The 25,741-nt window shown below is 30.7% G+C and carries 25 protein-coding genes; 11 read left to right on the forward strand and 14 right to left on the reverse strand.

Annotated features, from left to right (window positions below):
* Nucleotides 1-65: 65 nt before the first annotated feature.
* From FNB79_RS12200 to FNB79_RS12230, 7 genes are all read right to left on the reverse strand, one after another.
* Nucleotides 66-701 carry an RES domain-containing protein gene (locus tag FNB79_RS12200; protein ID WP_143381565.1) on the reverse strand — a complete coding sequence of 212 codons (636 nt, stop codon included), beginning with the start codon at nt 699-701 and terminating at the stop codon, nt 66-68.
* A 42-nt stretch (nt 702-743) separates the two neighbouring features.
* A complete protein-coding gene (locus FNB79_RS12205) occupies nt 744-980 on the reverse strand; it encodes a hypothetical protein (protein ID WP_143381566.1) in 237 nt (78 codons plus the stop codon).
* 124 nt (nt 981-1,104) lie between these two features.
* Nucleotides 1,105-2,277, reverse strand: a complete 1,173-nt coding sequence (locus tag FNB79_RS12210; protein WP_143381567.1) for a tyrosine-type recombinase/integrase — start codon at nt 2,275-2,277, stop codon at nt 1,105-1,107.
* 189 nt (nt 2,278-2,466) lie between these two features.
* Entirely contained in the window at nt 2,467-3,426 is a 960-nt protein-coding gene (locus tag FNB79_RS12215) for a YheT family hydrolase (RefSeq protein WP_143381568.1), read from the reverse strand.
* 59 nt (nt 3,427-3,485) lie between these two features.
* On the reverse strand, nt 3,486-3,947 hold the full coding sequence (locus tag FNB79_RS12220; protein ID WP_143381569.1) for an SRPBCC family protein: 462 nt from the start codon (nt 3,945-3,947) through the stop codon (nt 3,486-3,488).
* Between the two features lie 126 nt (nt 3,948-4,073).
* Entirely contained in the window at nt 4,074-4,529 is a 456-nt protein-coding gene (locus FNB79_RS12225) for a hypothetical protein (protein WP_143381570.1), read from the reverse strand.
* A gap of 226 nt (nt 4,530-4,755) precedes the next feature.
* Nucleotides 4,756-6,063: a leucine-rich repeat-containing protein kinase family protein gene (locus FNB79_RS12230; RefSeq protein ID WP_143381571.1), complete on the reverse strand. Its 1,308-nt coding sequence runs from the start codon at nt 6,061-6,063 to the stop codon at nt 4,756-4,758.
* Between the two features lie 372 nt (nt 6,064-6,435).
* On the opposite strand from FNB79_RS12230, the gene FNB79_RS12235 reads away from it, so the two are divergent.
* From FNB79_RS12235 to FNB79_RS12260, 6 genes are all read left to right on the forward strand, one after another.
* On the forward strand, nt 6,436-7,281 hold the full coding sequence (locus tag FNB79_RS12235) for a DUF6503 family protein (protein ID WP_143381572.1): 846 nt from the start codon (nt 6,436-6,438) through the stop codon (nt 7,279-7,281).
* A 44-nt stretch (nt 7,282-7,325) separates the two neighbouring features.
* Nucleotides 7,326-8,003: a haloacid dehalogenase type II gene (locus tag FNB79_RS12240; RefSeq protein WP_143381573.1), complete on the forward strand. Its 678-nt coding sequence runs from the start codon at nt 7,326-7,328 to the stop codon at nt 8,001-8,003.
* A 417-nt stretch (nt 8,004-8,420) separates the two neighbouring features.
* Nucleotides 8,421-9,020 (forward strand): formyltransferase family protein, encoded by a 600-nt coding sequence (locus FNB79_RS12245; RefSeq protein ID WP_143381574.1) that lies wholly within the window; start codon nt 8,421-8,423, stop codon nt 9,018-9,020.
* Between the two features lie 85 nt (nt 9,021-9,105).
* Nucleotides 9,106-10,557, forward strand: a complete 1,452-nt coding sequence (locus FNB79_RS12250; protein WP_143381575.1) for an MBOAT family O-acyltransferase — start codon at nt 9,106-9,108, stop codon at nt 10,555-10,557.
* A gap of 4 nt (nt 10,558-10,561) precedes the next feature.
* The gene (locus tag FNB79_RS12255; RefSeq protein ID WP_143381576.1) at nt 10,562-11,512 is read left to right on the forward strand and encodes a hypothetical protein; all 951 of its coding nucleotides are present in this window, start codon (nt 10,562-10,564) and stop codon (nt 11,510-11,512) included.
* Between the two features lie 125 nt (nt 11,513-11,637).
* Nucleotides 11,638-12,705: a GNAT family N-acetyltransferase gene (locus FNB79_RS12260; protein ID WP_143381577.1), complete on the forward strand. Its 1,068-nt coding sequence runs from the start codon at nt 11,638-11,640 to the stop codon at nt 12,703-12,705.
* Between the two features lie 33 nt (nt 12,706-12,738).
* Here the strand turns inward: FNB79_RS12260 and FNB79_RS12265 are convergent, their stop codons facing one another.
* The 3 genes from FNB79_RS12265 to FNB79_RS12275 form a co-directional block, all read right to left on the reverse strand.
* A complete protein-coding gene (locus FNB79_RS12265) occupies nt 12,739-13,113 on the reverse strand; it encodes a septal ring lytic transglycosylase RlpA family protein (RefSeq protein ID WP_143381578.1) in 375 nt (124 codons plus the stop codon).
* Nucleotides 13,114-13,146: 33 nt separating this feature from the next.
* Nucleotides 13,147-13,668 carry a DUF4251 domain-containing protein gene (locus FNB79_RS12270; RefSeq protein WP_143381579.1) on the reverse strand — a complete coding sequence of 174 codons (522 nt, stop codon included), beginning with the start codon at nt 13,666-13,668 and terminating at the stop codon, nt 13,147-13,149.
* Nucleotides 13,669-13,775: 107 nt separating this feature from the next.
* Nucleotides 13,776-15,113 carry a glycoside hydrolase family 1 protein gene (locus FNB79_RS12275; protein ID WP_143381580.1) on the reverse strand — a complete coding sequence of 446 codons (1,338 nt, stop codon included), beginning with the start codon at nt 15,111-15,113 and terminating at the stop codon, nt 13,776-13,778.
* A gap of 204 nt (nt 15,114-15,317) precedes the next feature.
* On the opposite strand from FNB79_RS12275, the gene FNB79_RS12280 reads away from it, so the two are divergent.
* Nucleotides 15,318-16,319 (forward strand): LLM class flavin-dependent oxidoreductase, encoded by a 1,002-nt coding sequence (locus tag FNB79_RS12280; RefSeq protein WP_143381581.1) that lies wholly within the window; start codon nt 15,318-15,320, stop codon nt 16,317-16,319.
* A 23-nt stretch (nt 16,320-16,342) separates the two neighbouring features.
* Here the strand turns inward: FNB79_RS12280 and FNB79_RS12285 are convergent, their stop codons facing one another.
* Nucleotides 16,343-16,900 carry a GNAT family N-acetyltransferase gene (locus FNB79_RS12285; RefSeq protein ID WP_143381582.1) on the reverse strand — a complete coding sequence of 186 codons (558 nt, stop codon included), beginning with the start codon at nt 16,898-16,900 and terminating at the stop codon, nt 16,343-16,345.
* Nucleotides 16,901-16,923: 23 nt separating this feature from the next.
* Nucleotides 16,924-18,492 (reverse strand): serine hydrolase, encoded by a 1,569-nt coding sequence (locus FNB79_RS12290; protein WP_143381583.1) that lies wholly within the window; start codon nt 18,490-18,492, stop codon nt 16,924-16,926.
* A 496-nt stretch (nt 18,493-18,988) separates the two neighbouring features.
* On the opposite strand from FNB79_RS12290, the gene pflB reads away from it, so the two are divergent.
* The 3 genes from pflB to FNB79_RS12305 all read left to right on the forward strand — a co-directional run bounded on the left by pflB (nt 18,989) and on the right by FNB79_RS12305 (nt 22,946).
* Complete coding sequence (gene pflB / locus FNB79_RS12295) at nt 18,989-21,244, forward strand: formate C-acetyltransferase (RefSeq protein ID WP_143381584.1); 2,256 nt, start codon at nt 18,989-18,991, stop codon at nt 21,242-21,244.
* A 157-nt stretch (nt 21,245-21,401) separates the two neighbouring features.
* Nucleotides 21,402-22,133, forward strand: a complete 732-nt coding sequence (gene pflA, locus FNB79_RS12300) for a pyruvate formate-lyase-activating protein (protein WP_185967865.1) — start codon at nt 21,402-21,404, stop codon at nt 22,131-22,133.
* A 30-nt stretch (nt 22,134-22,163) separates the two neighbouring features.
* Nucleotides 22,164-22,946: a formate/nitrite transporter family protein gene (locus FNB79_RS12305; RefSeq protein ID WP_143381586.1), complete on the forward strand. Its 783-nt coding sequence runs from the start codon at nt 22,164-22,166 to the stop codon at nt 22,944-22,946.
* Nucleotides 22,947-23,263: 317 nt separating this feature from the next.
* On the opposite strand, the gene FNB79_RS12310 is transcribed toward FNB79_RS12305, so the two are convergent.
* Both FNB79_RS12310 and FNB79_RS12315 read right to left on the reverse strand, forming a co-directional pair.
* A complete protein-coding gene (locus FNB79_RS12310; RefSeq protein WP_143381587.1) occupies nt 23,264-23,650 on the reverse strand; it encodes a hypothetical protein in 387 nt (128 codons plus the stop codon).
* A 202-nt stretch (nt 23,651-23,852) separates the two neighbouring features.
* Entirely contained in the window at nt 23,853-24,227 is a 375-nt protein-coding gene (locus FNB79_RS12315; protein WP_143381588.1) for a hypothetical protein, read from the reverse strand.
* 240 nt (nt 24,228-24,467) lie between these two features.
* Here FNB79_RS12315 and FNB79_RS12320 point away from each other — a divergent pair, with 240 nt between their 5' ends.
* Nucleotides 24,468-25,739, forward strand: a complete 1,272-nt coding sequence (locus FNB79_RS12320; RefSeq protein WP_143381589.1) for an MFS transporter — start codon at nt 24,468-24,470, stop codon at nt 25,737-25,739.
* Nucleotides 25,740-25,741: the final 2 nt, after the last annotated feature.

The following is a 25,741-nucleotide window of genomic DNA, read 5'->3' on the forward strand; positions in this document are numbered from 1 at the left end:
CATTAAACTTTTGATTAAACACTAAACCCCGTATTAATTATAGCCATTGTTGTAAGCAGTTATTTTTATTCAATTTCAATTTGTTTTGGTTCGTAATCAACCCATTTAAAATTTGAGTTTAACGGTCCAAATTCTGTTGCGTGTTTAATCGGCGATATAAGTGAGTTTTCTCCATTTTTTGTAATTCTAAACATAGCAGCAATTTCTAATTCCAAAAACTGTTCAACTGCTGCTGGTGTTAGAACTATATTATGTCCAACATAATCACTTTTTACGCTCGGATATTTTAATCCAGGTAATCCTTTCCAATTTATCACGAAATCAGCAAATGCTGCTGAAATCATATAGTCTGTATTTTTTTCTATGTCCTTTTTTGCGAATTGGTTTGAAAAAAAATCCAATATCAAACGAAATTGTTCCAAATTTTCCGGATGTTCTTTAGCTAAATTTTCTTGATGAAATTTAAACGATTTTTCTACATCTTTTGAGTTTTTTATAGAGTCTTTGTTAAAGACCATTTCTGCAACTTCTATGTCTTCTTTTATTCTCCATTTCCCAACTGTCATTACAAAATCAGCGTTATCAACTTTTACCTTATCCAAATTTCTAAATATTTGACTTGTTTCGAGCAAATTAATCAATCTTGGATGCTTGATAACATCTGACTCAATCGCACCATAAAAAAGTGATTGATGTTTCATATTAGCTCGACCATAAGATTTGATATTTTCATAATCGTTTCTTTATGAAATATCAGTTTCCGAGTAAAATATTTCGTCAGGTTTGTTTATTCTTGCTCGCTCAATATGATAACCTTTATTAAGTTTCGCTGTCAGAATTGGAATCCATTTAAGTTTTCTTAACTCAACAGATAATTTATTGAAAGAAACTTTTTCCAAATCAGCCGTTTCATATTCAGCTATTAGTTTTTTAATCTCTTCTACGCTTGGTAGCTCTGGAAATTTCGGTTGTTCTTTCATAATTGCTTACAACTAGTTATATACAAAACATTGTTAACGATTATCTATAAAATATTCCGGATAAACCAATGTTTATGTTGTTAATATAAAAGTACAGATAATATTGTTTTTAGTATGTATTTATTTAAAAATTTTGACTTAATAATCCTGTTGGAGACGTACTAGAAGTAGTCATGCTCTTTAAGGCTACGTCTAAAGGGCTTTTTATATGTAACAAATCCTTCTTGCTTACATGTGTGTAGATCATCGTAGTTTCAGGCTTGCTGTGTCCTAATAATTCTTGTATATATCGTATATCTATTCCTTGTTCTAATAAATGTGTAGCATAACTATGTCTTAATGTATGAGGTGTGATACGTTTGGTTATTTTCGCTTTTTTGCAACTGCGTTTTAAAAAAGCCCTTATACTTTCTGCACTATATTGGGGTTGGTTTTGCCCTTCAAAAACATATATTTTTGGTCTATAAGTAAATATATAATTGTTTAAAAGTGGTAAACACGATTCTGCTAAAATTATATACCTGTCTTTTCGTCCTTTACCTTGTTTAACTATTAATTGTCTACGATCTATATCAATGGCCTCTAGTTTTAAATTTACAACTTCTCCTATTCTTAAACCACACGAATATATTAGGGCAATTATAGTGCGATGTTTTAGGTTTTCTGTACATCTAATGAGATCTAGCATTTGTGATTGAGATAATACTGTAGGTAATAATTTATCTTTTTTGGGACGTAATAAGTCTAAATCTTGAATCTGGCAGTTCGGGTAAAAGGTTTTAAAATGTTTTACAGCACTAATTAATTGTCTGTGGGTACTTATGGCATATTTTTTTGGAACCATAACTTGTTCAACAAAATTTTCTACCACACGATTATCTAATTTTTCAATAGGTTTGCCATCATAAAATTCAATTACATCAGCCATCAATGTTAGGTAACTTGTTACTGTGCTCTCACTATAGCGTTTTCCGCGTAAATAATTTCTATAAGCTTTTAAAAGTGTTCTATGCGATTCGCAAATTTGTCTAACACGTTTTATATGTTTTGTCCTGTTTAACAAACTTACATCCAGGTTAGAATCGTTTATTAATGCATAATCTTTAAATATATCATGTATAAGGGAGATAGAATCTTCATTATATTTAATATACCATTGCCTTAAAGTTACACTCCATTGGGCATTGGGTAACAATTTTACACGTCTAATTAATACTTCATTATATTTGAAAGCCATACATATTTGATGTGATTTTTTATAAAATTTAGTTGAAATTTTAACTAAAGGTAATGTCATATTTTTTTGATTTAATAAAGGTAAAACATTGTAAATTAGTATTTTATTTTATTAATCAAAACTGAATTGAGATAAAATTTATAAAAAAATGTGCTTTTTATTTATAGGAATAAACGAGTTTGTTGTGTAATTAAAGTTAAAATGAAAAAAAACTAGATTCTGAAACTTTATAATCTTATTATATTAAAATTAGACCACTGAAGAGAAAAACTCAAAGGCCCGAACTTCTGCAAATGATTGTTTAGAGTGCTTTAACGGAAATGCACAATGTCCGCCATATTCTGGCATTTCTAAATATACGTATTTACTGTGTTTAGCTCTAGAAATAGGGTAGCATCGTTCGCCTAAAAAAGGATCATCTAAGGCATTAAGAATTAGTACAGGTGTTGTAATATGTTTTAATGTAAATTCTGGAGATACGCGTTTATAATAATCTTCTTTACCTAAAAATCCATGTATTGGTGCTGTAAAATAATCATCTATTTCATCAAAACTATATAACTTATTAATTTTGTCTGTATGAGCTAATTCAGGAAATTGTTTTACTTTATGTTTTAGTTTGTTTACAATTCCTCTTTTAAAATTATTTAAATACACTTTATTAAAACCAACTTTTAAAACATCAGAACACGTTTTAATATGTGTAGGTGCAGAAACAGCAACGGCAGCTTTTATTCGTAAATCTGGTGTTTGTTTTCCTAAATAATTTAATACTTGCGCGCCACCCATAGAATAGCCAATAAGATAAACGGATGCTATACCATGAGTAAAAGCAAATTGCACAACTGCATCTAGATCTTCTATTGATGCATGATGATACATTTTAGGCAGACGATTCATGTGTCCGCCACAGGTTCTATTATTCCATGCAAATATCGAAAAATCTCTTGCAGCAAAGTAGTTAGCACAACTGTTATTATAGGTACGTCTAGAATCGCCTTCTAAACCATGACATAAAATTACCGCTTGTTTTTTACTTTTTATAATATAATCTACATTTAAAAAATCGCCATCACTTAATTCTAACGTGGTGGTTTTATAATTGGGCGGATTTACATGCTTAACTTTTGCAGCATAAATGGTTGTATAATGTGGGTTTTTATTTATTAAATGAGGTGTTTTGTATTTAGATTTTGGTATTAAAGGCATTAAAATAGAGTTAAAAAGTAATTAAGTTAAGCGGTTTATGCTGTATTGAATAACAACGTTTAATTTCCAAACAATTGGTTAAGTACAGTGGTGCGATATTCAAAAATTTCAATTAATTTTTTTTCAATCATGATGCTGTTTGCAATATCTCCTAAAATACTAAAAGGTGGCTGATAGGTTACAATGTCTTTCATTAATGTGCCTTCTCGAGTTGCTTCTAAAAAATGCTGATGATGCCATATTTTATAAGGTCCAACACGTTGTTCATCTACAAAATAATGAGTATCTTTTACATGAGTAATTTCTGTAACCCAAGTCGTTTTTATTCCTAAAACAGGGGAGACTTTGTAGTGAATAATCATGCCCTCATACATCAAATTAGGTAAGTCTTCTGTAACGATATCAAACCCCATATAATCTGGCGTTATTGTTTTAAGGTTTTTAGGGTTAGATATAAAATCCCATAAGGTTTCTATAGGTTGCTTGAATGATTGCTGACGTTTAAATTGATACACTCCCATTTTATAACTTGTTTAGTAAACTTGGTATTAGTATTAACAACAAACATGGAATTTAAAACATTTTTATAAATTAAACCTTTGGTTTAACTCTATTTTTTGAAAAACTAATAGTTTATTTTTAGTAAACTACTCTCTTTTTTCAGCGTAGGTGAATCTTTCAAATTTTTCAGGTAACGTGTTTGTAATCTCTAATTTATTAGAAGATATAGTAGGCTTAACCCTAATTACTTTACTATCCTGATTTATGTCTACCGTATGTTCACTTTTAATATTAACAAAATCAATGTGTAATACTTTAAATTGATGTGTTCCTGGTTCAAAATTTATAATAGCATATTCTTTTGGTCTGATTTGTCCAAGTGCCTTATTGTTAATCCAAATATTTAAACGTGCAGTATTATCCAGTGTGTGTAATATGGAAGCATCGTTATAAATTAAAACCTTACCGTTCCCCAAATGGTCTAAATCTATCTCTTCAATATCAGATTTTATAAATGCATATTCAGAAGTTATAGGTTTTAATCCACAAGAATATAATAAAGTAGAAATTAAAATATAGAATAAAATTTTTAATGTTTTCATACAGTTAATTCGCCTTTACAGCCATGTTTTATATATCTATTAGTAAAAATTTTTTAGCAAACATAGGACATAGAAATTTTATATTCTATTACTAATTATTAAAATTATTATGATATATTATAAGATTAATACATTAATAATTAGTTTTTTAGAACTTACTTGTATGTTGTACTATAGCTCTAAAAAGGTAAGTGCTAACACATGGTTTTTAAATACATTCTAAAATTTATTTACTAATTATTGTTAAACGCGCAATAAGTTCAGCAAACGAGGGTCGCGATTTTACATCTGGAAGCATGCAATCTGCAATTAATTTTTGCCAAGAGGCTTTAAATTTTGGAGTTAATTCTGTTTCGGGAACTAGAGATAATAAATCTTCTAGTAAACAACCATAAGCACGGACTTCTACACGTTGAATATTTTGTGCCTGATTTGTGTTATTGTCGTAAAATGTAGCCGCTCCAAAATCGCCTAAGAGACAATCGGCTGTATTATTTATTAAAATATTATGGGCATATAAATCACCATGATTAATTCCTCTATTATGTATTTGCTCACAAACAGATGCGATATTTCTTGCAACTTTTAAAATATCTAAACTATTAAATACGGTTTCATCATCAAATACATCTCGAGTACACGTGGCAAAATTTGGCGGATTTCCTAAGTTTTTATAAGTAGGCGATATAAGAGTCATTATCAAGCCATTTTTTTGCTCGGGATGATTCTTGATTTTTCCCAACACAGGGATTAAACTTTCGTGTGCTCCGGCTGCTATAGAAACTTCCATTTCATCGTCAGGTAAACCATCGCTAGTTACATCGCCTTTAAAAATTTTAAGCGCAATAGCTTTGTTTCTAGAGATCCATTTGGCTTTAGAAATATGTCCAGAAGCACCTTCTCCTAATAATTGGTCTATTTTAAAATCGTCCCAAGTAAAGGCTTCAAAAGTAGTGTTTATTGGCTGTTTGTATGTTGCTGGATTTCCTCCAAAAGCAATCCAAGATAATTTAGGTAAATGAAATAACCAATCGGGAATTGTTGTTAAATGGTTCGCAGAAATTCTTAATAGCTCTAAATTTTTACATTGTGCCATTGTGTTTGGTAATGCTTCAATTTTATTTCCAGCTAGAGCACATTTTTGTAATTGTGTACAATTTCCAATACTTTGAGGTAGGGTTTTAATGGCATTATCTGTTAAAATTAACCAGTTTAATTTTGGAGGAAAAATATGCTCTGCCACCGTATGAATTTGATTAGATTTAAAACCTATCATATTTAAATTTGGGAAGTTTCCTAAAACTGTTGGGTATTCGGTAAAAGCATTTCTTGCAAAAAATATAATTTTTAACTGTTTAAGTTCGCTAATGCGTTCTGGTAAACTAGACAGTTTATTGTCTGATAAATCTAAGATTTCTAAAGTGTCTGCTAATTCTAATATTTCATCAGGAAAGGTAGTTAATCCACAGGCCAATTTTAAGTGTTTAGTGCCGTGTAGTGCTCCCGATTGTAATGCTTCTAAAGTATGCGTCATCTCAAAAATATTAGGTTGCAAACTTAATTATTAATATGAATTTGTCTGAGAAAATTATGGATTTTATAAATCGGATCTAGCTTATCTTTACAACGAAATTAAATATATTTGGTTTTTGGATGTAAAGATGAGCCTTAAATTTTATGAATAATAAAACTCTTGAGATTGAAATGCCATCTTTAATATTCAATCTTAATGTAAAAGCACACATATTAGATATTATAATTTATAGGAAATAATCTTTTTGTTAACAGTGCATCATTTAAATTAATTGGTTATAAAATTATAGTTCAATTTTTAGGCCAGCAATGTAAGGATCTCGTATTATAAGCACTAAATACATTAATTACATATTAAAAATATACTCAAAACATGAACAAAATTTTAGCAGTTAGTTTAATTTCAATGTCCCTTTTAATGTCTTGTAAAGACGAAAAAAAAGAGACTAATGTAGAAGTAAAACAAGATGTACCAGCACAAAGTGTAACGCAACCACAATTAAAGTTTAAAAATAAAGCACACGAGTTGGTGTATGAAATGACTCAAAACGTTGGTGATTATAAGATGCTTTTAGATAAAAAAGATGTGGTATATACATTAACTTACCAAACACCAGATGGTAAAGAAGATATCATTACTGAAAAATATATATTTAATGGCGAATGGTCTTATGGTAGGTATACTAAGCATGAAAGAACCTTGCCAGAGTTAAAAGGTATTATAGAACAAGGTTATGATGGTAATGAGTATTGGTTAAAACAGGATGGTAAAATTATTACTGATATAAATGCCTTAAAACGTGTAGCTTTTAATAGGCCTACAAACTTTTATTGGTTTACTATGATGGCTAAATTAACAGATCCCGGCTTAAATTATGAGTATGTAAAAACACAAAAAATAAATGATATAAATTACGATGTGGTTAAGATCACTTTTAATTCTGAAGACGGTAAACCCAAAGATACGTATCAAGTTTATATTAATCCAGAAACTAAATTAGTAGATCAGTTTTTATTTACTGTTATGGATTTTGGTAAATCAGATCCTTTACTTATGCAATTAGAATATATTGATGTAGATGGTGTCTTAATTCCTGCAAAACGAAAATATAAAGCTTCTAATTGGGATGCAGAGGTAACAGATAAACCATGGATTAATGTTAATTGGACCAACATTAGGTTTAATAATGGTTTGGATCAAGCAACATTTACGAAATAATATGAATTAGTTTTAACCCTTGTTAATTTATAAAATGAATCTTTATGATTAAGGCTGTTTTTTTTGATATGAATGAAACTTTGTTAAACTTGAGTTTACTTAAGGCTCAGTTTGACAAGCATTTTGATGATGCATATGTGTTGAAATATTGGTTCACCAAATTACTATATAATTCTACCGTTATGGGAGTTATGAATTGTTATGAAAATTTTGGAGAACTGGCAGACGTTGCGTTAGAAAACCTGTTTTTTGAAAATGATAAACCTTTAAGCTCAGAAACTAAAGCAGAGATTCTTGGAGCATTTAAAAAATTACCAGCTTATAAAGATGTTGTGCCTGCTATAAATGCACTTAAAGCACAAAATATTCGTGTAATTGCAGTCTCTAATTCATCTTTACAAATGATAAAGGAGCAATTAACAAATGCTAATATCATTGATTTATTTGATGGATATTACTCGGTAGATGCTGTTAAGAAATACAAACCTTTTAAAGATATTTATCAGTATGTAGCCAAACAAGAAAATTTAGAACTTAAAAATATTGTTATGGTTGCTACACACGATTGGGATTTATTTGGCGCAAAAAACGCAGGGTTAACTACAGCTTATGTTAGTCGCAAAGTTGAAATATATCACCCGCATTATTTACAGCCCGATTTAAAGGCTTCTAATTTAGAAGATTTAATAGCTAAAATTATTACAATAAATTCGGATTTGTAACGTCTAATTTAATTTAAAACTGTTTATAAAAAACAGTATGGTTTATATAACTATACTGTTTTTTTTGTCTCAAATTCAATGATTTCTACAAATTATATAATGTGTTTAGTGTGATATAATTATGTGTATTTTTTTTCATGTTTGCACTTTTTTTTAATGCCTTATTGATGAAAAATACATTATTTAAGGTCTGTTATAAAATTGCAATTGTAAGGTCGAGATGTAAAGTGTAGTAGTTTTATGTTTTTGTATTTGTTTAAATAGTTGATATTCATGTTTTTAATGCAGATGTGTTGGTGTCGTAATATTCAAGATATTTACTTTGAAAAAAAAATAGATTTTAATTTGTATGTTCTTTTTTTATATATATTTATTTTATAATGTTTTAATACAGTTTACCTGATTTTTTGGGTCGCTATGAATATAAAAAAGAACCTTAAATGGGCAATTCTACTTACAGGTTGGGGGAGAAATGCTAGAGATATAATTGAAGCGTTTAATCAGGGACAATTAAAACGATCTGATATTTCATTATTAATTTATCAAGAAGAACCTTGTGGTGCAAAGGAGTTGGCAGAACAATATGGTATTGAAACTTTAAAAGTTGTTCGAGCAGATTTTGAAAACGCTATTGCCTATCAAGCCTTATTAACAACAGAAATTAAAAAGCGTGATATTGATTATATATTCATGCTTAATTATAAATACATCATCCAAAAGGATATGCTTTTAGCATTTCCAAACAGGATTATAAATATTCATCCGTCATTATTTCCAAGTTTTTTAGCCACAAAAACAGCTATACAAGATGCCTTAGATTTTGGAGTAAAAGTTACAGGGATTACCACTCATATTATTGATGAAAATATTGATGAAGGTGTAATCTTAGCGCAAAAAGCAATACGCGTAAAAGATAATGACACATTTGATACACTTTATCCAAAATTTGCTAAACATGGTAAAAAAATTATACTTAAAACCATTACTATTATTGAAAACATGCAATTAACTCTTTAGGTAATTCATGATTGTTAACTTAAACCTTGTTCAATCTTCTTTAATTAACTCTGCGTTTAATTAATATTAGTTTTTATTTTAAGATATGGTATTCAATTCTTTAGAGTTTTTTATTTTTCTACCTACGGTGTTCTTCTTGTATTGGGTAGTACTTAAAAACCATGTAAAAGCTCAAAATATTCTTGTTTTAGTTGCGAGTTATATTTTTTATGGGATGTGGGATTGGCGATTTTTATCATTAATTCTTTTAAGTACCATTGTAGATTATGTTGTAGGTATAAATATTTATAAACATAATGTTGCAGCAAAACGAAAACTTTGGATTTGGGTGAGCGTTGTATTTAATATTGGACTTTTAGGGTTTTTTAAATATTATAACTTTTTTGTTGATTCTTGGGTGCATCTATTTAGTAGTTTGGGATATACATTTAAAAGTACATGGACGTTACGAGTGATTTTACCTGTAGGAATCTCTTTTTATACATTTCAAACCCTATCGTATTCATTAGATATTTATTACAAAAAATTAAAACCAACAACAGATTTTTTATCCTTTGCTACGTTTGTTAGTTTTTTTCCGCAGTTAGTAGCCGGACCCATAGAGCGTGCTTCTAATTTAATGTCTCAAATAATTAGCAAACGTACATTTAACTATAACCAAATCGTCTCGGGTTTAAAATTAATTTTATGGGGATTATTTAAAAAAATTGTCATTGCAGATGCTTTAGGACCTATAGTAGATGATATTTTTTTTAATTATAATGCCTATCCTGCGTCTACATTAATATTAGGTGTAACCTTATTTAGTTTTCAAATTTATGGCGATTTTAGTGGATATTCAGATATTGCTATAGGGACGTCTAAACTTTTCGGAATAGAATTAATGTCTAATTTTAAATATCCAAATTTTGCTAGAAATGTAGCAGAATATTGGCAACGTTGGCACATTTCGTTATCTAATTGGTTTAGACATTATTTGTATATCCCGCTTGGAGGCTCTAGAGGTAATAGAATAACGTCTTTAAGAAATATTTGTATTATTTTCTTGGTTAGCGGTTTATGGCATGGAGCAAATTGGACTTTTGTGTTTTGGGGCGCTTTCCATGCTATAGCATTTATACCAGTATTTTTACTAGGGAAAAATGCTGTGTATAAAGATACTGTAATTGCACAACACACTTTATTTCCTACGGTTAAAGAAATTGCTCAAGTGCTAATAACGTTTGCTTTAGTAACTTTTTCAAGAATATTCTTTAGATCAGAATCCCTTTCAGATGCGTTTGCGTTTATATCTAGATTAGGGTCTCAATTTACATATCAAACCTACATTCATCCATTGGGTTATAGAATGATAGATTACTATATTTTAATTATTCTATTTGTGGTATATGAATATATAATTAGAAAAGATGAACGTGCTCCATTTAAGTTTAAATCTAAATTTGTACGTTTTGCAATGTATACTATTGTCATATTAGCTATGCTATTATTTTATGATAGTCAAGTAGATAGGTCTTTTATTTATTTTCAATTTTAAGACTATGAAAAAACTACTTCTAAAAATGCTGGGTTACGCTATATTAATTCTAATAAGTTTAGAAATTATAATAAGAGTATGTCATTTAACTAAAGATTATCCAGTACGATTTGTCGATGAGTATGGTGTAGAGAAATGGGTTCCAAATCAAGATGGGTATTCGGTAACTGGAATTAGACGACAGAATTTCTCTCAATATCACATTAATAATTCTGGATTTAATTCGTACAGAGAATTTACTCCCACACTTAATACTGTTGAAATTGCTTTAGTTGGAGATTCTTTTATAGAAGGGTTTCATCAAAACTATCTTAATTCTATAGGTAGAAAGTTGGAAGATGACTTAACAGATATTCAAGTATACGAATATGGTTATGCTGGCTACGACTTCGCAGATCAATTACATTTAATACATCAATATAAATCTACTTTCGATAAGATAGATTATGTGATTTTAGGTTTAAAATTTGAAAATGATTTACAACGCGGAAGTTATACAGTTAAAGCAGACCGTATGAAATTTGAATCTCCTATGTATAAAAATTTAAGGCAGATTAAATTATTAGTGTATTTACAAAATGTTGGGGCTTTAGATGATGTAAAACATTTGGTTTCAAATTTAGGTTCTAAAAAAAGGAAAAAGAAATTAGCAGAAAAATCTTTAACAAATCTAAACCAAGAGTACATTAAAAATTTTGAAACTTTAGTCAATAAATATGGTTATGATAAAACCCGATTTGTATTATTAATAGATAAGCAAAATACGGCTGAAGTTTTTTTAAATTATTTAGAAACACATGCTTATAAATATCTGGATTTTTCGGAGTCGCTAAGCAATTCAAAAACTGCAACCAATTTAATTTATGATAAACATTGGAACAATCATGGACGGACATTAGTTGCTAAATTAATTGCAACTTATATTGCTAAAGAAGAAAAACTAAAATCAGAATAAATCAATTTTAAACTCAAAACAAATCAAAATTTTTAGTGTATTAATAATTGGATTTTAAGGCTTTTAGAAGCAATTTAATTGTAAGGATATACTAGGATATTAATTAGAATATAATTTTAAATCTTATGAAATTAATTGTTTCCGAAATTAATAACGAAGCCGATTTTAACACCTATTTAAATGTTATAAACACATTTGAATATATTAATCCCTTTTATAAAATATGGGCGGCTAACCTTGAAGATGTATTAGAAGAAAAATTAAGATATTTTAAAGCTGTATCTAGTGAAGACGACACCCAATTATTAGTTGTAATGCCATTCTTAATTCTAGATATAGAGCAAAATGGAGTATCCACGTCTTATTTTGATGTGAAATCGCCCTATGGTTATAGTGGTCCTATTTTTAATGAGGACTTACCCGATGCAGATTTAATGATGTTTTGGAAATTAGTAGACCAATGGTACCTAGAACATAATGTCGTTACAGAGTTTATTCGGTTTAGTTTAAATAACAATTGTAAGCTGTATTCGGGGACTCTTATTTCTGCTTTAACCAACGTAAAAGGCGAAATTATTTCTGAAGAAGCACAATGGAATAATTTCAAATCAAAAGTGAGAAACAATTACCGAAAGAGTACTTCTGAGCAGTTAAAGGTGAAATTTGTACAAGGAGATTGTGATGCAGAAACCATTGCTTTATTTCATAGTATTTACATCCAAACAATGGCTCGTATACATGCGAGTAAAGATTATTTATATTCATTAAATTATTTTAAAAAAATTATAGAAATTAGTAAAGAAGAATTTTTAATTGTTTTTGTATATGCAGGAGACATTGCTATTTCGGTAGAACTAATTTTAATTGCAGGAGATACATTATTCTCTTATTTAGGAGGTACATTGTCTGAGTTTTTTAATTTAAGGCCTAACGATTTTCTTAAAATAAATGTGATAAATTGGGCTAGAGCACACGAGTATAAATATTATGTATTAGGAGGTGGGCGTACAGATGGTGATAATCTTTACCTGTATAAAAAAACATTTTTTCCAAAAGATGAAGATGTAATTTATTATACGGGAAGAAAAATTATTAACGAAAAGGTGTATAATAAATTAAGTGCAATGTATTTTGATACAGATGTAGAGCATGAAAATTATTTCCCCATATATAGAAAACCAATAGCTATATAATAAGCCGTAATTTTTAATAAATATATGCTTTTACTATCTGGTAAAATAGTTATCAAGTACTTCAAGTTTAACTTCAGCGACACCATCGTTAATTAGGCCAATTTCTTTTGCTGCCGCTTTAGATAAATCTATAATTCTGTTGTTACTATAAGGACCACGGTCGTTAATAATCACGACTACAGATTTATTATTACTAAGGTTAGTAACTCTAACCTTAGTGTTAAATGGTAAGGTAAGGTGGGCAGCCGTAAATGCATTTTTGTTATAAAGTGCACCGCTAGCGGTATAATTACCTTGTAATGAATCACTATAAAAGGAAGCTTTACCAGACCATATATCCTGTGCTGTACTTAAATGCGTACTTAGCAATATACAGCAAATGAGAAAACATTGAATGTAATATTTCATTGCATAAAACTTAAGTTAAAATATACCTAACTACTATTCTGTTTTTATTTCTAGTGGTTTTAGTATACCGTCAAAAGTAATACTATTTCTATTACTACTATTTACAAATAAAGTAGCAGAATCTGGACCATACATGGTTAAAGTAATATTGAAATTTTCAGAGTCATTACTAATATCAAACTTAATAGTTCCCGTGTGTTTTTTGTCGTTATATTTTAACGAATATTCTTTGTAAGGACCTTCAAAATTAATACCACCATCACCACCATAACTAGCAATATGCGCTACACCAAAATATGGCATATCGGCTTCTGTAATGGAGTCGTTAACTTTAAGGTAATTTGGGTTTCCTATTAAACTTATGCGTCTACCACCTTGAGTTGTGGCCCAGTCAGCCTCAAAAGTAAATTTAGAAGTTTCTAAAAGTGTTTTTACGGCACTGTATTCTTGTTCTTTTTTTTCTTGTTTAAGAGCTTTTCTTTCGGCTTTAGTTTGAGAGAACCCTAAATTAATACTAAACATTAATACAAAACAAGCAATTATATAGGTTTTCATGATATATTGATTTTTAGATTTATATAACAAATTATATACCAAAATACGAAATTATGTTAAAACACGAATGTCTATATAATTGTAGAGATTTAAATAAGACAGTTCTATTATTTGGTATTGCGTTTACTTAAAAATCGTTTTATCCATAACCCTGACTTTTTAATGGTGCGTTTTTGGGTGTTAAAATTGGTGTGGATAATGCCAAATCGAGGTTTAGTGCCTTCGGCCCATTCAAAGTTATCTACTAAAGTCCATATAAAATAGCCTTTTATGGGCATATTATTTTCAATTGCTTTAAAGGTATATTTAAAAGTTTTCTTGAAGTACGATATGCGCTGTTTATCATTTATTTTTCCATCGATTAATTCATCTTCAAAACACACCCCAGATTCTGTAATATAAATAGCTTTAACACCTGGATAGGCGTTAAATTTTTCTAACATTTTGTATAAGCCTTTCGGGTAAATTTCCAAGTTCATCGCGTTTAGTTTAACATTCCTTTTATCGGCAGGCACTTCAGTAGCAAACAAAATAGGAGGGAGTAAACTAAATTTAGCTACCACTTTAAAATAGTATTGTACCCCAATAAAATCGAAGTCGAATGGTAACATGTCTTCATCTCCAGGTTTCATATACTTCGACATAAAATTTAAGCCGGCAAAAGCATCTAAAGGATATCCCATACCTAAAGCGGGCTCAATAAAAAATCGATTTAATAAAGCATCAATACGTACGGCGGCATGTTTATGCATAACACGGCGGTTAAATGGACGCACATACGAACAGGAAAATGTAGTTCCTATTACAGCATTTTCAACATTTTTTCTAACTATCCGACCACCTAAGGATTGACAAAGTGCAGCATGATGAGAGGCAGGAAGAAAGTTTGAAATGCCTTTTTTACCAGGCGCGTGTATGCCCATATAATAGCCTAAACCTATAAAGCTCATGGGTTCATTAAGGATAATCCATGTGTTAACTTTATGGCCATATTCTTTGGTACAAAACTCGACATAACTTTCAAACCAATTTAAAATTTCACGATTTACCCAGCCACCTTTATTTTGTAAAGCTTGAGGTAAATCCCAATGATATAAGGTGATCCAAGGTTCTAAATTATGTTCTAAAGCATGGTCTATAACATGGTGATAAAATTGTACGCCTTCCGGATTTATCTTACCTTCTCCGTCAGGGAAAATTCTAGACCACGATAAAGAAAAGCGAAAACAATCTAGGTTTAAAGCCTTAACATGGGCTATATCTTCTTTATAATTTGAATAAAAATCTGTAGCCGTATTTCCATTTCCTTTTTTAAAAGTTCTTCTATTGGTAAACGTATCCCATATTGAAGGTCCTTTGCCGTGAGTGTTATAAGCGCCTTCATTTTGATAAGACGATATGGTGACGCCCCATTTAAAGTGTTTTGGAAATTGTTTTGATTTCACTTAGTATGTGTCTTATAGCGCTTGGTTATTTAAATACACGCCGATTTTAATACATAAAAATAGGTTTTACTAAGCCGGAACTGTAAACTTAAACTTTAAGAATAGATTAAGTTTTAACTTTAAATTCTTCGTTTTAATCTTCATAAATTTGAAGTATCTATTTTATGAATTTAAATTTAGAATAGAATAAACAGTACATTACATATGAGCCCAAGTAAATTGAATCACATAAAATTTTCGGTATTAGATTTAGTTCCTATAACTAAAGGCAATACACAGCAACAAGCCATGCATAATGCTTTAAATTTAGCACAACATGTAGAGGCTTTAGGGTATTCGCGCTATTGGATTTCTGAACACCATAATATGGATAGTTTAGTGAGTTCTGCCACAGTAGTTTTATTAGGATTTATTGCTCAGGGCACATCTAAAATAAAAGTAGGGTCTGGAGGTATAATGTTACCAAATCATGCGCCTTTAGTGGTGGCAGAACAATTTGGAACGTTAGAAACGTTATACCCAGGACGTATAGATTTAGGTTTAGGGCGTGCACCAGGAACAGATCAGCGTACCGCAATGGCATTACGTCGCGATAGGCAAGAGAGCGTTCAGGATTTTCCGAATAATATTCAAGAATTACAAGATTATTTTGAAAATGAAGATTTAGGGCATCCTGTAAGGGCGATTCCTGGCGAAGGTCTAGATGTGCCTATTTATCTATTAGGTTCTAGTACATTTAGTGCCGATTTAGCGGCGAAAAAAGGCTTGCCGTATGCGTTTGCAAGTCATTTTGCCCCAGCACAGTTATTCGATGCCTTACATATTTATAATAATGCATTTACTCCAAATTCTAAACACCAAAAGCCTTATAGTATGGCGTGTGTAAATGTTATTGCTGCAGACACAGATGCTGAAGCTAAAGTTTTAGCAACGAGTTTATTTCAATTGGCTATGGGGATTATAACTAATGTACGCCGACCTTTACAACCACCTGTACAATCTATGGATGGTATATGGAACGAGCAGCAACAAGCCATGATTATGAATATGTTGCATTATACATTTATAGGATCTAAAGCTACAATTGAAAAAGAGATTTCAGATTTTGTTGCCAAAACTCAAGTACAAGAACTTATTGTCGTTTCGCATATTTATGATCATGAGGCACGTAAAAAATCTTATGAAATATTGAGTGAAATATTTTAAGATGATTAAATAATAATTGGGTATTAAGCTGTATACTGAAGATGTTTGAGGCGTTTACCAACAAGACACCTTGTACCTACTATTTTAAAACCAAGGTTTATATATAAGTTTTCGGCTTTAGGATTGTGTTCTTCTACAAGTAATCCCAAAATGTTATGCTGTTTATAAACATAGGTTTGAATGATAAACTTTAAAAGCATTGCTCCAATACCTTTACCTTGTTCACTTTTTATTACAGCGAAAGAGTCAATATATATTTCGCCAGGTTCAGTTTCATCTTCAGGGTTTAAGGTTGAGTTGTAATGTGAGTTTATATATTGTTGTATGGACTGTCTTAATGATGCTAAACATGCGCCATCGTAACAATTAATAGCTGCTATAACTTGATGTTCATTTTCAACAACATAACAATTCTGATATGAATACTGATTGTTTTGCTGCTTTGTAAAGTGCTCTAAAAACGCTAAGGCTTCGTTGTAATCTGCAACTCCAATAAATTCATAAACAATAGTTTCCATAGCAGTAAGTAGTAACTCGGCAATAGCTTTAGAATCAGTACGAGTAGCTTTTCGAATATGCATGCTCTATATAGACTTAGAGAAATTTAATCAACACGAGTTAAATTCAAATCCTGAAAATCGAAACTAAAATCGATGTTAGGCGAGATGCCTTTCATTTTAATTCCAATGGCTTGACCTTCTTCATTTAAATGAAATGTAGCAAAAGCATCGCAAGGCATTCCTGTAAATTCCCATTTTACTGCAAATGTTGTTGCTTTATAAAAATACATTTGTCCGTTTAATTTTGGCGAACGTTTACACGTAAACCACAAAGCACCGTTCTTTTCAGTAACTGTGATATCTCCAAACCACGGATCGTTATAAGTTCCAGTATAAGTCTTGAAATCTATCTTGGTCTTTTTATTAGCTTTTACAGTATCCCAAACGGCTTTAGTTACTTTATCTCCATCTTGTTCTTGAGCTTTACTATAAGCATGTAGTTCGGTAACCCAATCTTTTTTGTCGAGTCCTAAATACATATCTAATAGCGTTTCAGAAACCGAATAAAAGGCATAACTACCAGGATCGGTATTGGTTAACACCACAATACCTAAATTAAGTTCTGGAATGAGCATAGTACGCGATAACATGCCTGTAATACCACCCGTATGACTCAGCATGATTTTTCCTTTAACATCAGATATTTTCCAACCTAAGCCATAAGCAGAGAAATGATTGTCTCTACGGCCATCACCATACATATTGTATCCAGTCATGGTTATTGGAGACCACATTTGTTTCTGTACAGTTTCAGAAAATAAAGTTTTAGACAAACTGTCTCCGTATTTTCCTTTATTAAGTTGCACCAACATCCATTTGGTTAAATCGTTAACACTCGCATTAATTCCGCCAGCAGCACCAACTAAATCTCCACCATCATAAGGTTCAAGTACTTTAATTTCGTTGTTGTAAGAACTATGTGGCATGGCAACATTAGCTTGTGCTGGAATACGGTTAAGGAGCGGTTTAGCTGTTGTCATCGCTAACGGATCAAAAATTCGTGTTTGTATAAAGTCTGCCCAACTTGTACCACTTACTCTATAAACCACTTCGCCTGCCACTAAATACAATAAGTTATCGTAATCGTATTTTGTACGAAACGCAGAAGTGGGTGTTTGGTATTGAAAACTTTTAATAATGTCGTCTATCGTATAATCTCCACCATCAGGAAAAATCATTAAATCACCAGCACCTAAGCCTAAACCACTTCTATGGGTAAGCAAATCTGTAATGGTAAAATTAGCTGTAACATAATCGTTATACATTTTAAATTCCGGAATATAATCTACCACTTTATCATCCCAGGATAATTTACCTTCATCTACTAATATCGCAAGTGCGGCTCCAGTAAATGCTTTTGAATTGGAAGCTATAGAAAATAGCGTATGTTCATCTACGTCTTCTTTAGTTTCAATAGATTTTAATCCATAACCTTTAGAGTGTACAACATTTCCATCTTTTACAATGGCGATTGCCATACCTACAGTATTATTAAGACCTAGAGTTTTTGCGACTAACGAATCTATTTGAGTAGACTGTACTGTTTGAGAGAACCCTGTAAAACTGATAAAACAGAAAAGGCTAAGACTGCAAATGTGTTTTAAATAAGACATGTATAAAGGTTGAATTTTAATGATGGATATAGTTTAAGAATTAAATGTAATAAAAATTAATGTGAGTGCATTTTTTTGGATGTTTAAGGTAGTAAAACGTTAAGTGCTTAAAAATGTGATATTTTATTATAATTACAAGGTTTTCGTGAATCATTTTAAGAATTACATTGATTATGTTTAAAATATCTAATAATTGTGTAAATAAATTGGTCTTTTATTCTTTTTCTAGAAATGTTAATATTTTTTCAAACGTTTGAAAAAATATCGTCATAAGTATTTGTAAAACAAGTAATTATATACTTTTTATAAAAAGTTAGTTTTTGTTAACGAAAATTCACGAAAACAGTACTTTTAATATGTATTAACTGTGCTTTAAGCCTATTTATTGTATTGTTCCAAAATCGTATAAAACCTAGCATTTGTCATGTTTTAAACCTTGCTTTCTGCTGAACTTTGAGATATAGATTAAATTATAGACTTAAATAAATATTTCAGTATGAAAGTAGCAGAGTTAAAAAACACAGACCTTCTTCATGAAGGATTTCAAAACGGAGATTGGAATACATCAATAAATGTACGTGATTTTGTGTACAAGAATATTACCCCTTATCATGGTACACACGATTTTTTAATAGGACCTAGCGAGCGTACTAAAAAGCTTTGGGAAGTATGTAAAAATGCAACAAAAATAGAACGTGCAAACAATGGTGTACACTCTGTAGATACAGACATTGTTTCAGGAATAGCAAATTTTGAAGCTGGATATATAGATAAAGAAAACGAGACTATAGTTGGTTTACAAACAGATGGTTTATTAAAACGTGCCATGAAACCTTTTGGTGGCTACAAAGTAGTACAAAAAGCATTAGATGAAATTGGTTTAAAGCCAGCAAATGCCGTAAACGAATTATTCTCTAAATATGTTAAAACTCATAATGATGGTGTTTTTGATGCTTACAATGCAGAAATTAGAAAATTTAGATCGTTAGGATTTTTAACAGGTTTACCAGACAATTATGCACGTGGAAGAATAATTGGAGATTATAGAAGAATAGCATTATATGGTATTAATAATTTAATTGATGCTAAAAAACAAGATTTAGCACATATTAAAGGCCCAATGACAGATGCTGTTATTCGTTTAAGAGAAGAAGTGTCTGAGCAAATTAAAGCGCTAAAAGACATGATTGCTATGGGTAATGCTTACGGTTTGGATTTAGGACGTCCAGCGCAAAATGCTCAAGAAGCTGTACAATGGACTTACATGGCTTATTTAGCAGCAGTAAAAGAACAAGATGGTGCTGCTATGTCTTTAGGAAACGTGTCTGCATTCTTAGATATTTTTATCCAAAGAGATTTAGATAATGAAGTGATTGGAGAAATTGAAGCTCAAGAATATATTGACCAATTTGTAATGAAATTACGTATGGTACGCCATTTAAGAATGTCTGCATACGATGAAATTTTTGCAGGAGATCCAACTTGGGTTACCGAAGCAATTGGTGGAATGTTTAAAGACGGCCGAACTAAAGTTACTAAAACGGCATTTCGTTTCTTACACACATTATACAATTTAGGACCATCACCAGAACCTAATATTACAGTATTATGGTCACCTTCATTACCAGAAAATTTCAGAAAATATTGTGCTAAAGTTGCTATTGATACCTCATCAATTCAATTTGAAAATGATGATTTAATGCGCGAACTAAGAGGATCTGATGATTACGGTATTGCATGTTGTGTCTCTTACCAAGAAATAGGAAAACAAATCCAATTCTTTGGTGCACGTACCAACTTAGCAAAAACATTACTTTTAGCTGTAAATGCTGGGCGTTGCGAAATTACAGGTAAGCAAATGGTAAAAGGTATTGCAGTAGATAATGATGAGTATTTAGACTTCGATAAAGTATTGGCTAATTTTAAAATTGCTATGAAAGAAGTGGCTCGTGTGTATAACGACTCTATGAATATTATTCACTATATGCACGATAAATATTATTACGAAAAAGGCCAGATGGCTTTAATAGATACTAACCCTGCCATTAATATTGCTTATGGTATTGCAGGTTTATCTATAGTAGCAGATTCACTTTCAGCTATTAAATATGCTAAAGTAAAACCTATTAGAAATGAAGACGGATTAACTGTAAGTTTCGAAATTGAAGGCGAATTCCCTAAATATGGAAACGATGACGATCGTGTAGATATTCTTGCTCACAATGCTGTTGAAGATTTTAATAATGAATTAAAACAATTAGCTGTTTATAAAAATGCAGAACCAACCATGTCTGTACTAACTATTACATCTAATGTCGTGTATGGTAAAAAGACAGGAGCTACTCCAGATGGTAGAGCTAAAGGTGTGCCTTTTGCGCCAGGAGCAAACCCAATGCATGGACGTGATACTAACGGCGCTATTGCCTCTTTAAATTCTGTTGCTAAAATAGATTATAAAGATTCTCAAGATGGTGTGTCTAACACCTTCTCTATAGTCCCTAAATCTTTAGGAGCTACAGACGAAGAACGTATAGATAACTTAGTGTCAACTTTAACTGGATATTTTGCTCATGGTGCGCAACACTTAAATGTAAACGTACTAGATAAAGATACATTATTAGATGCAATGGAACATCCAGAAAATCACCCACAATTAACTATTCGTGTGTCTGGATATGCTGTTAATTTTATAAGACTAACAAGAGAACAACAATTAGAAGTGATTTCTCGTTCGTTCCACGAATCTATGTAAACCGCACTCTGTGTATTTAACTAGAAGAGGTATTTAAAATTAGAACACATTAATATTTACTGTTTCCATAAAGTAATCTCCTTATTTAATGTTACTTAAATTTTTAATACCTCTTTTTTTAATTTAAAACTGAATACTTATCAAAACAACAGACAACATATTACAAGTTCATTCTCTCGAATCTTTTGGGACACATGATGGTCCTGGTATACGTATGGTTGTGTTTTTACAAGGCTGTAAATTAAGATGTCAGTATTGTCATAATCCAGACACAATCAATACACATGGTGGTACAGCTTATGATATTGAAACTCTTGTACAACGTGCAGTGAGAATGAAATCTTATTTTGGAGTACATGGCGGTGTTACTGTTTCTGGCGGAGAACCTTTACTTCAAGCAAAAAGCTTAATTCCTTTTTTTAAACGTTTAAAAGAAGAAGGCATACATACTAATTTAGATACTAACGGACGTTTATTAAATCATCCTACAAAAGAGTTATTAGATAATTATGCCGATTTAGTGATGTTAGATATTAAGCATATGAATGAAGACGGTTTTCAGAAATTAGCTGGAGCAAAAAATAAAGATACCACGTTCAATTTTGCAAAATATAGAGAAACCTCAGGAAAAAAAATGTGGCTACGTTATGTATTAATTCCTGAGCTTACTAATACGCCAGAATTGCTTCATAAATTGGGTAATTATTTTAAGGATTATAAAACAATTGAAAAAATAGAGCTTCAACCTTATCATAAATTAGGTATTCACAAATGGGAAGCCTTAGGTTGGGATTATGAGTTAAAAGAAGCAAGAGAAAATACCCAAGAAGAAATTGATGCTGCTGTAGCCATTTTAAACCAATATTTTAAAAACGTTAAAGCAAATTAAAAACAAAATTTAATTTACATCTCGAAGTCCATGAATTCACCCAGTGAAGGTATAAAAATAGTAAATGAAATTGCTCTAAATAAAGAAGGGTACTCGATTAGTAAAACATTAATTCTAGCTTTTTTAGCAGGTGCTTATGTCGCTTTTGGTGGTTTATTAGCCATTATTATTTCTGGAGGCTCTCCAGGTTTAGCTGCAAATAATCCAGGATTTACGCGGTTTTTATTTGGTGCTGCATTCCCATTAGGTTTAATTTTAGTGGTTTTAGTAGGTGCTGAGTTATTTACAGGCAATAATGCCTATTTTATTCCTAATATTTTAACTAAAAGACAAAAATGTCATGCCATGTTTAAAAACTGGAGTTTGGTATATTTAGGCAATTTTTTTGGAGCTATTTGCATTGCTTTTGTAGTTACACATTTAACACATCTGGTAAGTAGTGAACCTTATGTTAATACTGTATATAGCATTGCATATAGTAAGACTAGCCACAGTTTTTTTATCACATTTATAAAAGGAATAGGAGCTAACTGGTTAGTGTGTTTAGCGCTTTGGCAAGGTATTGCTGCAAAACATACTATTGGTAAAATTTTTGCAATTTGGTTACCTGTTATGGCCTTTGTTACTATGGGATTTGAGCACAGTATAGCCAATATGTATTTTATACCTCTAGCAATTTTTGAAGGCGCAGACATCTCTTGGAGTACATTTATTTTAAAAAATTTAATCCCTGCAACTATGGGGAATATTGTTGGTGGAGTATTATTTGTAGGGCTACCTTATGGATATTTATTTGGAAAAATAGAAGCCTAAATCTCACGACACAAAAGTTTATTATTTAAACAATAGTCATTTTTAGATAATATAATTATTATTATCTAATTATTTAATAACTTAATTTATGTAAATAATAATTATTTTTCTTAAAAAGTGTTAAATATTAATAATTAATCTTAACTTTGTATATAGTTAACAAATAAGCTCTTACAAACAAACAACTAAAACTTACTGAAGCCTCGATATATGCTATTGGGGTTTTATTATTTAAACCACTTAATTTTAATTTTTAATAGAGTTTTTTCTATTACAAAAACACCCCTTAAGTTATAATGCTTAAGGGGTGTTTTTAGTTATGCTTCAGCTATTTTTTGTTGAAGTATAGGGTGCCATGTATTAACTATTTCTAGCTCTCCGTTTAATTGTATATTGGTATCTTCATTAAAAAGTTCTAATTGAGTAGTAGGTTGAGTATTAAATTTTGGTATAAATTCTAATTTTAAAGTTTCAATTGTATGAGACGTGTTTCTAGCATTCCCATTTTTTCCAAATTTAAGTACTCTACATTCTTTATAATCAGATAATAACAACGTGTTTTCTATAGTTTTTTCTGCTGTGTTTTTAAGAAAAAACAACATATTTTTATTCGTATCAAGACCAATTATAAAATCAGCTCCAACTTCATGAGTGGTTATATTTGCTTGTTGTTTTGATGCAAGTGATTGCAAAGCTTTAAGCATTTTTTTGCTTTTTTTTCTACTATTTCGTGTTGATATGATAAAAGGTGAAGCGCATATAATTACAAATACAACGCTAAGTATTATAGTTCCAGTATTCATTATTTTGTGTTTAAATTTTATTATGTAGTATGTAGATTATGAAGTTTTAACACATAATCTTATATTGTGTAAACATGCGTATAGCATGCGATAAAACATAATATTACCAGAAGTAATGAAACGGATAGATTAAATCATTTTTACGATAATTAACCAGAGTATTGGTTTGATAGGTAGTATACTGTGAAATTTGTGCATTAACAATACGCTCATTTAATTTTGGACATAAATGAGAATTAAATACAGGCAATTTAGAATATTCGCTTGGACTTGTAGGACCAAAAGAAACACTAAAGTTATCTGCCTCAGAAGTTAAACTGAAAAGTGATTTGGTTACTGAAAAGACATCTTGATGTTTTTCAGAAATCGGAGTGTTAACAGCATATGTTTCAGATAGCGGGTGTGCTACGCTGTAGAGCGCAAAACAATATAAAAAGGTTAATAAAACCCCTCCAAAACATGTTACAATTTTTTTCACAGTGTAAATTTAGTCCTTTCAGGTATCTACAAAACTGCTTTAACAAATAATTATATATTCTATTTTCAAAATTATCAAACGATACTTGTTTTTTCTATGCAGTAAATTAATTGTGATAATACATCTCTTAAATTAAGAATATAATAATTCTTGATGTGGGATAGATTAAGCATATAGTTTTGAAGTCTTTTTCTGATAAGAATAGTTTAATTTTGTACTTGTAAATAGCACTAATATTTTATGAATTTTACCACATTCAATTCTTTTAAAAGTAGAAATTTCAGGTTGTTTTTTATGGGGCAATCGGTGTCACTTTTAGGAACATGGATGCAAAAAACAGCTGTAAGTTGGGTTATTTATAGCTTAACACAGTCCAAATTTATGTTAGGTGTTACCGTTTTTGCTACACTATTTCCAACGGCAGTAATGTCGCTATATGGTGGAGTTGTAGCAGATCGATATAACAGACATAAGGTATTGTTAATTACACAAGTAGTATCGTTAATACAAGCCGTTTTATTAACTGTTTCTATAGTGTTTTTTAAAGATCATGCCGTTTGGACTATAATTATTTTAAGTGCATTTCTGGGAGTTATTAATGGTTTTGATGTGCCTGCAAGACAGTCGCTTGTTCGCGAAATGGTTGATGATAAAGATGACTTACCCAATGCCTTGGCTTTAAATTCATCTATGGTAAATTTATCTAAATTGATAGGTCCAGCATTAGCGGGTTTTATTTTAGAATCGTTTGGTGATGATGTGTGCTTTGGTTTAAATGCAGTGAGTTTTATACCTGTTATAGGGTCTCTATTATTAATGAAGTTACCTGAACCCGAAGAACGCCCTAAAACAGATCGGAATATTAAATTAGAATTTAAAGACGCTTTTAATTACATCATTAAAACTCCTGAAATTCACTCTATTCTAATTTTTACAGGTTTGATGAGTTTATTTGTATTGTCTTATACCACTTTAACGCCTGCATTTGCTAAAGATGTCTTTAATGGTTCTGCATCTACATTAGGGGTTATTGATGGCGTAATTGGTTTTGGTGCATTTATTGGCGCTATTTTCCTAGCCTCTTTAAAAGCAGGTACAGATTTAAGTAGAATTTTAGCTATAAATGCTTTAATATTTGGCGTTGGTTTGGTTTTGTTTTCTAAAACAGACCTGTATTATTTAGCCTTAGTTTTTGCTGCTGTAGGGGCTTTTGGGATGATGTCTATTCGTACCATTACAAATACAATTATTCAAGTTAATGTACCAAACCATTTTAGAGGACGTGTAATTAGTATATACATTATGTCTTTAACAGGTTTGTTGCCTATAGGAAGTTTGGTTATTGGTAGTGTTTCTCATTATATAGGTGTCCAAAATACAGTCTTAATTCAAGGTGTATTGGCTATAATAATAACACTCTTTTATGGTAAATACCTTAAAAAAATTAAGCTTAAAAAGAAAGCTAAAGCAATTTTAGAGCAACAACCAGAACAAGGTTATGGTGTAAAATAATG

Origin of the sequence: Formosa sediminum (assembly GCF_007197735.1) — a bacterium.
Classification (GTDB): domain Bacteria; phylum Bacteroidota; class Bacteroidia; order Flavobacteriales; family Flavobacteriaceae; genus Formosa; species Formosa sediminum.

Excerpts from the sequence above, each read along its gene's own strand:
- FNB79_RS12245 (WP_143381574.1), top strand. The coding sequence starts at position 8,421 with ATGAATATAAAAAAGAACCTTAAATGGGCAATTCTACTTACAGGTTGG.
- FNB79_RS12310 (WP_143381587.1), bottom strand. The coding sequence starts at position 23,650 with ATGCTTAAAGCTTTGCAATCACTTGCATCAAAACAACAAGCAAATATA.
- FNB79_RS12210 (WP_143381567.1), bottom strand. The coding sequence starts at position 2,277 with ATGACATTACCTTTAGTTAAAATTTCAACTAAATTTTATAAAAAATCA.
- FNB79_RS12230 (WP_143381571.1), bottom strand. The coding sequence starts at position 6,063 with ATGACGCATACTTTAGAAGCATTACAATCGGGAGCACTACACGGCACT.
- FNB79_RS12235 (WP_143381572.1), top strand. The coding sequence starts at position 6,436 with ATGAACAAAATTTTAGCAGTTAGTTTAATTTCAATGTCCCTTTTAATG.
- FNB79_RS12220 (WP_143381569.1), bottom strand. The coding sequence starts at position 3,947 with ATGGGAGTGTATCAATTTAAACGTCAGCAATCATTCAAGCAACCTATA.
- FNB79_RS12250 (WP_143381575.1), top strand. The coding sequence starts at position 9,106 with ATGGTATTCAATTCTTTAGAGTTTTTTATTTTTCTACCTACGGTGTTC.
- FNB79_RS12260 (WP_143381577.1), top strand. The coding sequence starts at position 11,638 with ATGAAATTAATTGTTTCCGAAATTAATAACGAAGCCGATTTTAACACC.
- FNB79_RS12215 (WP_143381568.1), bottom strand. The coding sequence starts at position 3,426 with ATGCCTTTAATACCAAAATCTAAATACAAAACACCTCATTTAATAAAT.
- FNB79_RS12270 (WP_143381579.1), bottom strand. The coding sequence starts at position 13,668 with ATGAAAACCTATATAATTGCTTGTTTTGTATTAATGTTTAGTATTAAT.
- FNB79_RS12255 (WP_143381576.1), top strand. The coding sequence starts at position 10,562 with ATGAAAAAACTACTTCTAAAAATGCTGGGTTACGCTATATTAATTCTA.
- FNB79_RS12225 (WP_143381570.1), bottom strand. The coding sequence starts at position 4,529 with ATGAAAACATTAAAAATTTTATTCTATATTTTAATTTCTACTTTATTA.
- FNB79_RS12305 (WP_143381586.1), top strand. The coding sequence starts at position 22,164 with ATGAATTCACCCAGTGAAGGTATAAAAATAGTAAATGAAATTGCTCTA.
- pflB (WP_143381584.1), top strand. The coding sequence starts at position 18,989 with ATGAAAGTAGCAGAGTTAAAAAACACAGACCTTCTTCATGAAGGATTT.
- FNB79_RS12320 (WP_143381589.1), top strand. The coding sequence starts at position 24,468 with ATGAATTTTACCACATTCAATTCTTTTAAAAGTAGAAATTTCAGGTTG.
- FNB79_RS12290 (WP_143381583.1), bottom strand. The coding sequence starts at position 18,492 with ATGTCTTATTTAAAACACATTTGCAGTCTTAGCCTTTTCTGTTTTATC.
- FNB79_RS12240 (WP_143381573.1), top strand. The coding sequence starts at position 7,326 with ATGATTAAGGCTGTTTTTTTTGATATGAATGAAACTTTGTTAAACTTG.
- FNB79_RS12265 (WP_143381578.1), bottom strand. The coding sequence starts at position 13,113 with ATGAAATATTACATTCAATGTTTTCTCATTTGCTGTATATTGCTAAGT.
- FNB79_RS12285 (WP_143381582.1), bottom strand. The coding sequence starts at position 16,900 with ATGCATATTCGAAAAGCTACTCGTACTGATTCTAAAGCTATTGCCGAG.
- FNB79_RS12280 (WP_143381581.1), top strand. The coding sequence starts at position 15,318 with ATGAGCCCAAGTAAATTGAATCACATAAAATTTTCGGTATTAGATTTA.
- FNB79_RS12205 (WP_143381566.1), bottom strand. The coding sequence starts at position 980 with ATGAAAGAACAACCGAAATTTCCAGAGCTACCAAGCGTAGAAGAGATT.
- FNB79_RS12200 (WP_143381565.1), bottom strand. The coding sequence starts at position 701 with ATGAAACATCAATCACTTTTTTATGGTGCGATTGAGTCAGATGTTATC.